The organism is Neokomagataea tanensis (genome assembly GCF_006542335.1).
Taxonomy (GTDB): Bacteria; Pseudomonadota; Alphaproteobacteria; order Acetobacterales; family Acetobacteraceae; genus Gluconobacter; species Gluconobacter tanensis.
On record NZ_CP032485.1, the window covers coordinates 1,689,075 to 1,703,535 of the forward strand.

The following is a 14,461-nucleotide window of genomic DNA, read 5'->3' on the forward strand; positions in this document are numbered from 1 at the left end:
TGTGACACAAGCCTTTGCCTGCTGTTTGGGTGTTAGATTGATGATTTATACTTTAAGTTATTGATTCAAAATAAATAAGTTTATGTATATGCGATGCATTCTCAACTAATAGGTCCGTATCGGACTTAATTATTTGTTTTGGTTTGTCTGAGGTAAAGATGCTCCTAGGTTGAGTGATATAAATAGGTAAGCATTGCTGACTATTATTGTTTTGGCTGAGGTTTTAGCAGGGAGAAACTTAAAAAACATAGCTCTGAATGCAGGGGAGGTCGCTCGCCGCAGGGAGGAGCATCTAAAGAATCAAAGGGAGTGGGTGCATGACGGAGCGGATGCTGCAATTCGTCGAGCTCTCTCAGAAATTGCCAGAGAAGCGCAGTGCTGAAGAGAGAAAGAAGGATTTCGGTGAAATCTACCAAGGTTTCGCTCGCGCTCGTGCCGAGGAGCAAGCTTCTCGCTGCTCGCAATGTGGTATTCCATTTTGCTCTGTGCATTGTCCGTTAGGAAATAACATCCCTGACTGGTTGAAGCTGACGGCAGAGAACCGTTTGCAAGATGCCTATGCTATGTCAGCGGCAACAAACACATTCCCCGAAATTTGTGGTCGTATTTGCCCGCAAGATCGCCTCTGCGAAGGCAACTGCGTGATTAATAAAGGCTTTGAGAGCGTGACGATCGGCGCGGTCGAGCGTTTCGTGACGGAAAATGCCTTCGCTGAAGGGTGGGTCCAGCCGGTATTGCCTGATTATGAATTGGGCAGAAGCGTTGGTGTTGTTGGTTCAGGCCCGGCAGGTCTTGCATGCGCTGAGCGTTTGCGCCGTCAGGGTTATGAGGTGCATGTTTACGAGCGCCAAGACCGTGTTGGCGGCTTGCTGACTTACGGTATTCCAAGCTTCAAACTTGAAAAAGACGTAGTTGAGCGCCGTTGGAAGCTGCTTGAAGCCCAAGGGGTCATCTTCCACCTATCAACGCCAATAGGGAGCGGTGAAGGTGAGACAACTTTGGCAGATTTGCGGACCCGTCATCATGCCGTCTTTCTTGGTACGGGTGTTTATCGCTCGCGCGCCATTGATGTGCCGGGCTCTGAACTAGGGGGCGTTGTTGACGCGATTGATTTCCTCACCGCGTCCAACCGTCGTGGCTATCACGAAGACCCGGGTAATGACGTAGCTCTGCACGCCAAGGGGCGCCGTGTCATTGTAATTGGTGGCGGTGATACCGCTATGGATTGCGTACGGACGTCAATACGCCAGGGTGCGGCTGAAGTCGTGTGCGTTTACCGCCGTGATAGAGCCAACATGCCAGGATCACGGCAAGAAGTGTATAATGCGGAAGAAGAAGGTGCACGTTTCGAGTGGCTGGCGGCCCCCGATGCTTTCTTGGGAAGCGAGCATGTTTCTGGCGTACGCGTACAGAAAATGCGCTTAGGTACACCGGATGCAACCGGCCGCCGTTCCATTGAAGCAACGGGACAGCATGCCATCGTCGAGGGCGATTTGGTTATTCGCGCGTTGGGCTTCGACCCCGAAGACCTGCCCGGCCAATGGAATGAGCCTGACTTGGCCGTTACGCGCTGGGGAACCTTGAAAGTGCCACCGCGCGGGTTTGAGACCAGTCTGCCGGGTGTTTTCGCTGGTGGAGATATTGTGCGTGGAGCGAGCTTGGTCGTATGGGCCATTAAAGACGGCCGCGATGCGGCGGATGCCATCCACGCAGCTTTTGAAAATGGGTCCCTTATGGGACAGGACGCGCTGGAAGCAGCGGAGTAAGACAAATGACGAATTTTACCGCTGAATACGCCGCAAATGTAAAGCGTTTGGAGGGGCTATATGACCCCTCACAGGAACGGGATTCCTGTGGTGTTGGCCTAGTCGCCGCGTTAGACGGGCAACCTTCGCGCGCCGTTGTAAAAGCTGGTATCGAAGCGCTGGGTAATATTTGGCACCGTGGCGCGGTTGATGCCGATGGCAAAACTGGTGACGGCGCAGGTATCCACGTAGAAATCCCTCAGGATTTCTTCGCTGATGCCGTGCATAGTAGCGCGCAGGACGATACGATTGATGGCCGCATTGCGGTTGGAATGATTTTCCTGCCCAAGACCGATCTTGGGGCGCAAGAGCGTGGCCGTCAGATTGTTGAAACGGAAGTCCTCAACTTCGGTTACGGCATTTATGGCTGGCGTCAGGTGCCAATCGATGCGTCTTGCATTGGTGAGAAAGCAAACCAGACACGCCCCGAAATTGAGCAGATCATGATCCGCAACGCTCTTGGGAGCGATGAGGAAACATTTGAGCGCGATTTATACGTTATCCGTCGGCGGATTGAGCGCCGCGCAACGCAGGACCATGTGGACCTCTACATGTGTTCATTGTCCTGTCGTTCGCTTATTTATAAAGGCATGTTCCTTGCGGAGAATTTGACGGATTTTTATCCTGATCTGCTGGATGAACGCTTTGTTTCCCGCTTCGCAATTTATCATCAGCGTTATTCGACCAATACTTTCCCGACATGGAAGTTGGCGCAGCCTTTCCGTAAAGTCGCGCATAATGGTGAAATCAACACGATTTCTGGGAACAGAAATTGGATGCGCTCCCATGAGACGCGTCTGTCGCACCCGAATTTGAATCCATATTTGGATGATTTGAAGCCTGTTGTGCAGGCTTCGGGTTCGGACACGGCAGCGCTGGACAACGTATTTGAACTTTTGACGTTCGCTGGGCGTGATGCGCCAATGGCAAAGACGTTGTTGGTTCCAGCGTCGGCCGGGGCTGACTCCTCAATGTCAGAAAAAGCACGGGCGATGTTCCGTTATTGCAATGCAGTTATGGAGCCATGGGATGGCCCTGCTGCGCTGTGCGCGACGGATGGGCGTTGGATTATTGCGGGTCTGGATCGTGCGGGGCTACGTCCGCTACGCTATTCGATTACAACAGACAAATTGCTGATTGTGGGTTCAGAAACGGGCATGGTGCGCGTGCCTGAATCCCGCGTTGAGCGGCGCGGTCGTCTTGGGCCTGGGCAGACTTTGGCGCTAGACCTGCGTGACGCGCGGCTATATCAGCCTGACGAAGTGTTGGAGATGCTCTCCGAACGCCAAGACTATGGCGAATGGACGCAGCGCATAAAAGATATCGCACCCGTCGTGCGCGATGTGTGCGAGCCCGAGGCGCCAGAAGGTGAGGCCCTGCGCCGCCTGCAGGTCTCGGTGAGTTTGACGCATGAAGAGTTGGAAACAATTCTGCATCCGATGGTTGAGACAGCAGCGGAAGCGTTGGGCTCAATGGGCGATGATACGCCGTTGCAGGTTTTGTCAAAGACGCAGCGCGGTCTGTCGAATTACTTCCGCCAAGATTTCAGCCAAGTCACAAACCCGCCGATCGACTCCCTACGTGAAACGCGTGTGATGAGCTTGATTACGCGTTTGGGTAACCTCGGAAATGTATTGGATCAGTCTGCCGAGCAGTGCGATTTGTTGCAACTGCCTAGCCCTGTTCTGACCATTGGTGAATTCGATGCGCTGCGCCGCGAATGCGGTGATAACGCGGCGGTTATTGACTGCACATTCCCTGCAGCAGAGGGCGAGGACGGTCTGCGCGCTGCAATTGCGTCAATTCGTGCGCAGGCTGAAGAGCAGGTACGCTGTGGGTGCTCACACCTATTCCTGACAGATGAAAATGTGAGCGCGGAGCGGGCTGGTATCCCGATGATTCTGGCAACAGCTGCTGTGCATGTGCATTTGGTCAGAACATCGCTGCGTACGTTTACGTCGTTAAACGTGCGGAGTTCGGGTGCTATTGACGTTCACGCAATTGCGGTGACGATCGGAGTAGGGGCGACCACGGTCAATCCATCTTTGGCTCAGCATTGTATTGCAGATCGTCTGCGCCGTGGCTTGTTTGGCACCATGGCTATCCGTGACGCGATGGCACGGTATCGTAAGGCTGTAGACAAGGGTCTGTTAAAGATCATGTCTAAGTTCGGCATTTCGATTATCTCGGCCTATCGTGGTGGGTATAATTTTGAAGCTATTGGCCTGTCACGTGCTTTGGTGGCGGAGTTCTTCCCCGGGATGCCATCGCGGATTTCGGGGATTGGTCTGCCCGGCATCGCGCGCAATATCCTAAAGGCGCATAAGCAGGCATGGGACCAGAAGGTAGAGGCGCTGCCAATTGGCGGGCGCTATAAGCTGCGCCGCCAAGGAGAGACGCACGCTTTCTCCGGTCAATTGGTGCACATGTTACAGTCAGCGGTAACGGCCAATAGCTTCACGCTATATAAGCGCTATGCGGATGGTGTGCGCCAGACGGCCCCGGTTGCGCTGCGCGACCTGCTGGACTTCAAGCCGGCACATGCGCCTATCCCCATCGATGAAGTTGAGAGCATCACTCAAATTCGTCGTCGTTTGGTCGCACCTGGGATTTCTCTTGGCGCACTAAGCCCGGAGGCCCATGAGACACTGGCCATCGCGATGAATCGCATTGGTGCGAAGTCAGACTCGGGCGAGGGTGGCGAAGACCCTATCCGTGCCACGCCACGCCCCAACGGGGATAATGCGTCTTCCGCCATTAAGCAGGTTGCCTCGGGGCGATTTGGTGTCACGGCGCAGTATTTGAATGACTGCCGTGAAATCGAAATTAAGATGGCGCAGGGTGCTAAGCCTGGTGAAGGCGGGCAGTTGCCGGGCTTTAAGGTTACGGAGTTAATTGGTCGTTTGCGCCACGCAACGCCGGGTGTGACCCTCATTTCACCACCACCGCATCACGATATTTACTCCATCGAAGATCTTGCCCAGCTTATCTACGACTTAAAGCAGGTGAACCCTACTGCGACAGTCACGGTGAAGTTGGTGGCGCGTACTGGTATCGGTACGATTGCGGCAGGTGTTGCGAAAGCTAATGCTGATGCCATTCTGATTTCCGGGCATTCGGGCGGTACAGGGGCTAGCCCTCAATCCTCCATCCATTACGCGGGTTTGCCGTGGGAAATGGGATTGAGTGAGGCGCATCAGGTTCTGATGTTGAACCGTCTGCGCCACCGCTTGGTGCTACGTACCGATGGTGGCATCAAGACCGGCCGTGACGTTGTTATGGCTGCGATGCTGGGTGCCGAAGAGTTCGGCATCGGTACGGCGGCGTTGGTGGCTATGGGTTGCATCATGGTGCGGCAGTGCCACTCCAACACCTGCCCAGTCGGTGTGTGTGTGCAAGATGAACGCCTCCGTGAGAAATTCGACGGTTCGCCAGAGAAGGTGATCAACCTTTTCACGCTCATTGCCGAGGATGTGCGGCACATCTTGGCTGAGTTGGGCGTGCGCTCGCTGAAGGATGTTATCGGCCGTACGGATTTGTTGCGTCAGGTATCGCGTGGGGCAGATTATCTGGACGATCTGGACCTGAACTCTCTGCTGGTGCAGGCGGATCCGGGCGAGCATGCACGTTACTGCACGCGCGAAGGCCGCAACGAGGTCCCCGATACGTTGGACGCTGACATTATGGCTGATGCACGGCCGCTCTTCTCACGTCGTGAGAAGCTGCATTTGCACTACACAGTGCAGAATACGCATCGTGCCATTGGTACGCGTGTATCGGGTGAAATTACCCGTCAGTTCGGTATGCATACCTTGCCGGAGGGGCATTTGACATTGTCTCTACGCGGTTCGGCCGGTCAGTCTCTCGGCGCTTTTGCTGTTAAGGGTCTGAAGTTGGACGTGGAAGGCGATGCCAACGATTACGTGGGTAAAGGCTTGTCTGGTGCGACAATTGTTGTGCGTAAGCCACCTTCTGCCCCTTGGCGCTCGGAAGAAAACTCGATCATTGGCAATACAGTTCTGTACGGTGCAACGAGCGGCAAACTGTTTGCAGCGGGCCAAGCCGGTGAACGCTTTGCCGTGCGTAACTCTGGCGCGACCACAGTTGTTGAGGGCTGTGGCTCTAATGGTTGTGAGTACATGACGGGCGGTACGGTCGTTATCTTGGGTGAGACTGGCGATAATTTCGGAGCCGGTTTCACGGGTGGAATGGCCTATGTGCTGGATCGTTCAGGGCGTTTTGGAGCGCAAGTCAACGAAGATACGATCATGTTGAATCGTGTAGCGCCGGGTAGCCGGTGGGACCACGAGTTGCGTGCGCTGGTAGAGGAGCATGTGCGTGAGACAGGTAGTATTTACGCTGAAGACCTGCTCCATTGCTGGGAGCAGACTTTAGGGCAGTTCTGGCACGTTGTGCCACGCGACTACGCTAAGGTAATCGGGTATGTTCAGGAAGATTTGTCGAAACTCTCGGCATAATATTTAGGGCAGAGAGTTTTAGAAACCTTGCCTCCTCCCTGTTATGGGGCGGAGGCAAGGTTTTTTGTTAGATAAAGACCGAAGCGAGCAGCGCGAATAGAAGGCCGAAAACGGCGATGAGCGTTTCCAGAACGGACCATGTTTTGAGGGTCTGTGGTACGGTCAGGCCCAAATATTCTTTAATTTGCCAGAAGCCTGCGTCGTTCATTGGGCCAAGGGCAACAGAGCCAGCGCCTGTTACGAGCACCATGAGTTCCGGCGAGACGCCGTGGGCTTGTGCAAGAATAGGTCCCATAATACTTGACGCAGTGGCCATGGAAACCGTGGAAGAGCCGCAAGCAACGCGCACAATTACGGCAAGGAGCCAGCCAAGCAGCAAAAGTGGCATGTGAATGCCAAGTGCAGCGTCGGTAATTGCCTTGGACACCCCGCTATCGATGAGTTCACGCCCAAAGCCGCCGCCTGCCCCTACGAGGAGCATGATGAGAGCTGTCGGTGCAAGACACTCATTGGTAAAGCGCAAAATGGTCTCGCGTGAGAAGCCGCGGGCCAAGCCGAGCACATAAAATGAGAGCACTGTAGCAACGGCAAGGGCAATGTCCGTATTGCCAAAGAAATGCAGCGCCTGGTTCAAGGAACTATGCGGTTTGGCAATACTGTCAGCGGAAGATCCAACAAACATGAGCACAACAGGCAACAGAATTGTTGCGACTGTTGCTGCAAAGCTTGGCAGATTCTCAGGAGGCGTAGCGCGAATAAATTGTGCAGCTAAAGGGTTATGCTCAGTTAGAGGCACATGTTTTGCTGCGAAACGCCCAAAAACTGGTCCCGCGATAATGGCCACGGGGGTACCGATGATGATGCCCCAAAAAATGGTTTGCCCGATATTGGCGTGATAGGCCGACAGTGCCAGCAACGTGGCAGGGTGTGGCGGGATCAACGCATGTGTAACGGATAATGCGGCGCCCATGGGCAGGGCCACTTGTAGGAGTGGGGTTTTTGTCCGTTCGGCCAAAACGAAGGCAATAGGAATGAGCAGGACAAAGCCGATTTCGAAGAAAACCGGTAGTCCGACGAGCAAACCGATGACCATCATGGCCCAGTCGACGCGCCCGCGCCCGGCAATTCCGGACACGGTCAAGGCAATTCGATCTGCCCCGCCGGACTCGGTTAACATTTTTCCGAGCATGGTGCCGAGTGCGATGACGGTGCCGACATGTCCAAGAACGTGCCCTGCGCCGGCTTCGAACGAGCCTACGACTTTATCAGCAGGCATTCCTGCAATCAGGGCGAGGATAATTGATACGGCAAAAAGAGTGATGAAAGGGTTTAACCGCAGGCGTGCGATAAGCACCACAAGCGCGAGGATCGAACCAGTAACAAGGCATAGTGCAAAAGGGATACTCATTGTCTCGTATCCTGAAAAAGGATGTCATGAGAGGGCTAACGCCTTTTTGCACTGTGAGCCAAGAGGCCGGGGGCAGGAAAGAGTAGATATCCCACGAATGTGAAAAATCTCCACACGACAACATGTGGAATTGTGCGCGGCGTAAGTGAGATCCGTTTGACGGTGAGCAATGTGTGGCTAATAGTTGAAATTATGACACATGATCTTTTTGCACGCCCGTTTTCTGTTGCTTCTGCCACGTCTGGGCAGGAGGGGTCTTCGTCGGAGAAGAGTGCTCCGCCACGTTGGGATTTGGGTGATTTGTATGAATCTCCAAGTGATCCCCAAATTACCGACGATTTTGCCGCGCTGGAACAGGCGGCGCAGCAATTTGGGCAGGCTTGGAAGGGCAAGCTAGGAGACATCAGCCCCAAGGCTTTGGCGGGTGCTTTTGGGGATTACGAGCGGATAGAGGAAGGGCTCGGGCGTATTGGCTCTTTCGCGCAACTCGGTTTTGCTGCGCACACTACGGACGGGGCCTGGGGGCGTTTTTCCCAAGGTGTGCAAGAGCGACTGACCGATATTTCCGGGCATTTGCTGTTCTTCACGCTGGAGTTGAACCGCTTAACGGATGAGCAGGCTGATATGCTGCTTGCTGCACCGGAAATGGAAAAGTGGCGTCCCTACATACGCGATTTGCGAGTGTTCAAGCCTTACCAGCTCTCTGACGAGGTTGAGCAGGTTTTGATGGATAAATCCGTTACGGGGCGCAATGCGTGGAACCGTCTCTTTGACGAGACTATGGCGGAACTGACTGTTACGCTTAATGGAGAGGAACGCCCATTGGGGGAGGCGTTTAATACGCTGACCCATCGTGACCGAGCCCGTAGGCAGCAAGCGGCAGAGCAAATTAGTGGTGTTTTGGCAAAGAACTCACGTCTGCTGACCCAGATTACAAACACCCTCGCAAAAGATAAGGCTATTGCCGATAAGATGCGTGGGTATCCACGGCCTACATCGTCACGCAATCGCGCCAACATGGTGGAAGATGACGTCGTGGACGCGTTGGTCGCGGCAGTTAATGATGCTTACCCCCGTTTGTCGCACAGATATTACGCGTTGAAAGCAAAGTGGCTTGGCCTTGAAAAGCTAGAACATTGGGACCGGAATGCTCCCCTGCCGGGTGAGCAGGAAAGTGACCTGTCCTGGCAGGAAGGGTGCAAGATTGTACGGGATGCATATACGCAGTTTGACCCGGCTTTAGGGGCACTGGTCGGGCGCTTTTTGGATAATCCGTGGATTGATGCGGCCGCAGTGCCGGGTAAGTCATCAGGGGCGTTTGCTCATCCTGTCACACCTTCGGTGCATCCATATATTCTTATGAACTATCATGGCCGTGCGCGTGATGTCATGACATTGGCGCATGAGCTTGGGCATGGGGTGCATCAGATCCTAGCCGGTGAGACGCAGGGCTATTTAAACGCTTCAACCCCGCTGACTTTGGCTGAGACGGCATCTGTCTTTGGCGAAATGCTGACATTCCAGTCTTTGTTGGAGCGTGAACGGGACCCAGAACGGCGGCGGTTGTTGTTGGCCTCCAAGGTGGAGGACATGCTCAACACGGTTGTTCGCCAAATCGCGTTTTACCAGTTCGAGGTCAAAGTCCATGATGAGCGCGGCGATGGGGAGCTGTCGTCTGAGAGATTGGGAGAAATCTGGAAAGAGGTGCAGGAGCGAAGCCTAGGGCCTGCCTTCCGTTTCACGCCCGATTATAATCACTATTGGTCTTATATACCGCATTTCGTTCATTCTCCATTTTACGTTTACGCCTATGCTTTTGGGGATTGTTTGGTGAATGCGCTTTATGGTGTTTATCAAGCGCAGCCTGAAGGGTTTGTTGAAAAATACCGCACCATGCTTCAGGCGGGTGGTACGCTGCGTCATAAAGAACTTTTGGCACCATTTGGGCTTGATGCTTCACAGCCTGATTTTTGGAAAACAGGGCTGGATATTATTTCCGGGTTGATTGATCAGCTTGAGCAGGAAGGGTGATCTGTCATGGCGCGTGATTTAGACGATACTGGTTTTTTGGGCGGCGTTCAGCGTTTTGCAAAGACGTCCGGAGCCGTGGGGGGTATTGCCGCGCGCTTGGCTGGGCATAAGCTTGGCTTGAGGGGCAACAGGGAAGGCCACGCCGAAGATTTGAAAGCGGCCCTTGGTAACCTTAAAGGCCCCCTGATGAAGGCCGCTCAACTGCTTTCGACAATTCCGGGGGCGTTGCCGGAAGAGTACGCCAATGAGTTGGCACATCTTCAGGCCAACGCTCCACCAATGGGTTGGAATTTTGTGCGCCGAAGGATGAGGGCGGAGCTTGGCGCAAGTTGGGAGCGCCACTTCAGTGCTTTCAGCCATGAAGCTGTCGCAGCGGCATCACTTGGGCAGGTTCATAGAGCGCGTTTGGCAGATGGCCGGGAAGTTGCGTGTAAGCTGCAATATCCTGACATGCCAGGTGCAGTAGAGACGGACCTCATGCAGTTTAAAGCAGCCTTGGGTGTCTTTCGTCAGATCGATGGCACGATAAGACAAGATGAAGTTTACGCAGAACTAGCTGACCGGCTTAGAGAAGAACTCGATTACAAGCGCGAAGCGAGCCACTTGGAGTTGTATCGAAACATTCTGGAAACGGTGCCGGATGTGACTGTCCCCTCGACAGTCCCTGAACTTTGCACCGGCCGCCTGCTGACCATGGAGTGGGTGCGCGGACGTAGCATGCGTACCTTACTTGAAGGAGAAATGACGCAGGACGAGCGGAATTCCGTGGCTCGCGCATTGTTTAAGGGTTGGTACACGCCTGTTTATCGTTATGGCGTTATTCATGGTGACCCGCATATGGGCAATTTTACGGTCAGAGAGGATTACGGCCTAAACTTACTAGATTTTGGTGCCATCCGCATTTTCTCACCACGATTTGTCGAAGGGGTCGTTCAGTTATTCACCGCTTTACGGACGGAGAATGAGGAACTGGCTTTTCAAGCATATTCGAAATGGGGCTTCCAAAATATTTCCCGCGAAACTGCGCAGGTCCTGAATGAGTGGGCGCGTTTCTTCTATCGTCCTCTCATGACGGATCGTGTCTGCTCTATGCAGGAGAGCAATGACCCTGCTGAAGCGAAAGAGGTTTTGGGGCGGGTCTATGATGGTTTGAAGCGCACGGGGGGAGTAAAGCTGCCTCGTGAGTTTGTGCTCCTTGATCGCTCAGCCATCGGGTTGGGCAGTGCATTTCTCAAGCTGGGTGCGCGCTTGAATTGGCACGAGATGTTCCAGGAGCTGATTGAAGGCTTCAACGTGGATGACTTGGCCGCACGTCAAAGCGAGGCACTGAAAAAAGCAAAGGTCCCAGCGCCTTTGCAATAAGGTGAAACCCCGCTTGGGTGTTTTTCGGCAACCATAATACCCACACGGCGTAGGATGACTTACTCCCTTGCTTGAGAGAGCAAGGGGTCACGCGCTTCAGATCAGTTTGATGAATCTGAGAAGGACTGGGTATTAAAATGGGTGATTTTCCGTTTTCTTTTGGCGTCAATCAATTCACGACGCAGCCATGGTCTTTTGAGGAAGACGTCGCGCGTTACGCGGAACTTGGGGTTGATGCCATAGAAGTTTGCGAAGCCAAACTTGCCCCAGAAAAGCTACAGGCTCAGCTCGACCTGGTAAAACAATCCGGTTTGAAAATCAGTGCCGTACAGCCCAAGATACGCACATTTTTTGGGAGCAAAATGGCGCCTGAGCCGACAGAAACTGATGCACGGGTCGAAGCCTTTATTGGTAGTTTGAAAAAATTGGCTCCTTACGCGCAAGGTGCTTCGTTTGTCATGAATACTGGTGCTCCGGTAAATGGAAACGTCCGGCAGGTCGTTGATGAAACGGTCCGGTACATGCGTAAAGTAGCGCCCATCGCGCAGGATTTGGGTGTGAAGGTCGCTATCGAGCCGCTTAACCCGACTTCGGTGAACGTCGAGACTGCCATTTGGACGATCGACCAGGCTTTAGAGCTGATTGAAACGGTAGCGCATCCTGCGTTTGGGCTGTGCTTGGATTACTGGAATATTTGGCAACAAAATCAATGTGCCGAGGCGATTAAAAGAGCCGGAAAGGCTATTTTTGTTTTGCAAGTTTCCGATTGGCGCACGCCTTACTCTGGTACTGACAGACTAGTGCCGGGAGATGGCAGCATTCCGCTGGGGCAGTTGTTGCGGGCAACGCATGATGCAGGTTTTGATGGGGCATGCACGGTCGAGATTTTTTCTTCAGATGTGCCTGACAGCCTTTACGACCAAGACCTAAAAACGGTCCTTGTGAGAAGCAGGGACGGGCTGATTAAGGCTTGGAATGAAGGCTGACTGGGAAAACGCCAACGGACAACTTTTGAAATATCCAAACCCAAAGTGTTACGGTATAACATACTAAAAATAAGTTTATCGGGGGTTGGGTGTTGTCTCGGAAGAATGCTCTTTTGGCGTCTGCGTTGTGTTCAGGTTTGACCGTTTGTGCCTCTCATCTTTACGCCGCTGAACCCCCAAGAAAAAGGCAGAAAAAGCGGAACATATTACCGTTTTAAAGCAGCGGCAGCCTTATCTCGGGCGCGTTGCTATCAAGGATGTTCCGCAGAATATCATCACTGTCAGCGGCAAGACCCTGCAAGAGGCGGGGATTACCACTTTGGCAAATGCCCTCGATTTGGTCAGTGGCATAGCGCGGCAAAACAGTTTCGGCGGTATGTGGGACAGCTTTGCCGTACGCGGCTTTGCAGGCGATATTAATGTCCCAAGTGGCTTTTTGGTGAATGGCTTCAACTATGGGCGGGGGTTTGGCGGCCCGCGGGATATGTCGGGTGTTGAGCGGATTGATGTTCTCAAGGGGCCGAGTTCTGCTTTGTTCGGGCGTGGTGAACCGGGTGGGACTGTTGATATCATCACTAAAAAACCCCAATTTGAACAGCATGGCAGCTTTGGTTTACAGGGCGGTAGTTACCACGACATACGCGTTGATGGGGACTACACGGCCCCGCTAACGCAAAGCTTGGCCATGCGGCTGAACGGCGCTTTTGAGGACAGCGATAGCTTCCGTAAGACGGTGCATACTCGCAAATGGACAATCGCCCCTTCTTTGCTTTGGAAGATTACGGACAAAACGAGCCTGTCTTATCAGCTCTCGTATACGCGCCAAGATATCCCATTTGATCGCGGTATCGTGGCGGTGAATGGGCGATTGGGGGTCATACCCGTAACGCGTTTTCTGGGAGAGCCGGGTGACGGACCCAATAAAGTAGGCGATTTGGGGCATCAGCTTCAGTTACAGCATGATTTTAACCATAACTGGGGCCTGCAACTCGGGTTTGGTGACCGTTTGACGGATATGGAAGGTTTTGGGGAAACCCCGGAACTTGCCACTGCACGCCAGCCATTATTCAGGGATGGGCGGACATTATCGCGGCAACGGCGTTATATTGATTATCAGACAGAAGATTTGGTCGGACGTGCTGAGTTGAGTGGTGAATTCAAAACATGGAGTTTGAAGCACCATGTTTTGATTGGCACAGACTACGATGCTTTTGACTTTGATAGTGTTCAGAAACGCTACAGGCCGCCCGCGCTGTCGAGTAACCCTTCTCAGGCAGCATTAAATGCGATTGATATCTTTGCGCCGGTTTATAGGGCGGCAAATGCGTTGCCCGCTACAAATGCCGTCGTGTTTAATCAAAAAGAAAAAAGCCGGACGGCTGGTGGATATGTACAGGACCAGATTGACGTCACGAAAAAGATAAAAATCCGGTTGGGTGGTCGCTTTGACGATTATCAGCAAAAGATTAATTTTAGGACGAATAATAGCTCTTCAAGCCAGCATCAAACAGCATTCAGTCCGCAAGTGGGTGCTGTTTATGAGCCTGTGCGGTCGCTTTCGCTCTATGTGAGCTATGGTCGCGGCTTCCGCCCGAACTCAGGTACGGATTATGCGGGAACACCTTTCCGGCCCGAGAGAACGCGGGATGTTGAAATCGGTGCAAAGTATAGTTCTCTGGATCGGCGCATCGAGATTTCAATGGACGCCTTTCGCATGACGAAAGACAATATTCTTACCTCTGATCCGGCGAGGGTAGGATACTCACTGGCTATCGGTAAGGCGGTCAGCCAAGGTGTTGAAACGGATATCCACGCTGCATTGCCATACGGCTTTAGAACAATTGCTAGCGCATCGTATATTGACGCGCACTCAACATCGACAGTGTTGGACCCGGATTTTGGGCGTGTTGTCGCCAAAGGTGATCCGCTGATTAACATACCGGCTTGGAGTGCCAATGTTTTGCTGTTCCGTGATTTTCACGTTGCGGGACATCAAGCAATGCTTGGCGCAGGGGTTAATTATGTAGGCAGGAGATTGGGGGAGACAGGAACAAATTTCTACCTCCCGTCATATACGTTAGTGCGTCTCATCGGCTCATTTAACGTCACGAAGCGTTTGGTGCTGAGCGGTCAGATTGATAATCTGACCAACAAAACTTGGTACGCAAACAGTTATGCAGCACTTTGGGTTTATCCAGGTGCGCCAAGAACATTCTCACTCCGTGCGCGGTATGAGTTTTGAGAATATCGGCCGTGATTTTGACAGTAAAGCGCAGCCCTATGGTCATTCCATCTTGGTGTGAGTGTTTGATTTGAAAGTGATGATAGTCGCTGGATGAAACTATAATTCTGCTAAGTGGCCTTACGAATGAGTAAGGCCACAATAGCTTT

At 53.0% G+C, this 14,461-nt stretch carries 7 protein-coding genes; 6 read left to right on the forward strand and 1 reads right to left on the reverse strand.

The features are described 5' to 3' along the window. The first annotated feature begins 317 nt into the window (after positions 1-317). Complete coding sequence (locus D5366_RS07745; RefSeq protein WP_141492985.1) at positions 318-1,766, forward strand: NAD(P)-dependent oxidoreductase; 1,449 nt, start codon at positions 318-320, stop codon at positions 1,764-1,766. 5 nt (positions 1,767-1,771) lie between these two features. Further along, complete coding sequence (gltB, locus tag D5366_RS07750; protein ID WP_141492986.1) at positions 1,772-6,283, forward strand: glutamate synthase large subunit; 4,512 nt, start codon at positions 1,772-1,774, stop codon at positions 6,281-6,283. A 67-nt stretch (positions 6,284-6,350) separates the two neighbouring features. Here the strand turns inward: gltB and D5366_RS07755 are convergent, their stop codons facing one another. After that, a complete protein-coding gene (locus tag D5366_RS07755) occupies positions 6,351-7,691 on the reverse strand; it encodes a GntT/GntP/DsdX family permease (protein ID WP_141492987.1) in 1,341 nt (446 codons plus the stop codon). Between the two features lie 192 nt (positions 7,692-7,883). Here D5366_RS07755 and D5366_RS07760 point away from each other — a divergent pair, with 192 nt between their 5' ends. The 4 genes from D5366_RS07760 to D5366_RS07775 all read left to right on the forward strand — a co-directional run bounded on the left by D5366_RS07760 (position 7,884) and on the right by D5366_RS07775 (position 14,312). Beyond that, complete coding sequence (locus D5366_RS07760) at positions 7,884-9,722, forward strand: M3 family oligoendopeptidase (protein ID WP_141492988.1); 1,839 nt, start codon at positions 7,884-7,886, stop codon at positions 9,720-9,722. A 6-nt stretch (positions 9,723-9,728) separates the two neighbouring features. Next, positions 9,729-11,084, forward strand: a complete 1,356-nt coding sequence (locus D5366_RS07765; protein WP_141492989.1) for an ABC1 kinase family protein — start codon at positions 9,729-9,731, stop codon at positions 11,082-11,084. 137 nt (positions 11,085-11,221) lie between these two features. Next, on the forward strand, positions 11,222-12,070 hold the full coding sequence (locus tag D5366_RS07770; RefSeq protein WP_141492990.1) for a sugar phosphate isomerase/epimerase family protein: 849 nt from the start codon (positions 11,222-11,224) through the stop codon (positions 12,068-12,070). A 310-nt stretch (positions 12,071-12,380) separates the two neighbouring features. After that, entirely contained in the window at positions 12,381-14,312 is a 1,932-nt protein-coding gene (locus D5366_RS07775) for a TonB-dependent siderophore receptor (RefSeq protein WP_240775401.1), read from the forward strand. Positions 14,313-14,461: the final 149 nt, after the last annotated feature.

Coding starts and splice junctions, on each gene's coding strand:
- D5366_RS07760 (WP_141492988.1), top strand. CDS start 7,884: ATGACACATGATCTTTTTGCACGCCCGTTTTCTGTTGCTTCTGCCACG.
- gltB (WP_141492986.1), top strand. CDS start 1,772: ATGACGAATTTTACCGCTGAATACGCCGCAAATGTAAAGCGTTTGGAG.
- D5366_RS07755 (WP_141492987.1), bottom strand. CDS start 7,691: ATGAGTATCCCTTTTGCACTATGCCTTGTTACTGGTTCGATCCTCGCG.
- D5366_RS07765 (WP_141492989.1), top strand. CDS start 9,729: ATGGCGCGTGATTTAGACGATACTGGTTTTTTGGGCGGCGTTCAGCGT.
- D5366_RS07745 (WP_141492985.1), top strand. CDS start 318: ATGACGGAGCGGATGCTGCAATTCGTCGAGCTCTCTCAGAAATTGCCA.
- D5366_RS07770 (WP_141492990.1), top strand. CDS start 11,222: ATGGGTGATTTTCCGTTTTCTTTTGGCGTCAATCAATTCACGACGCAG.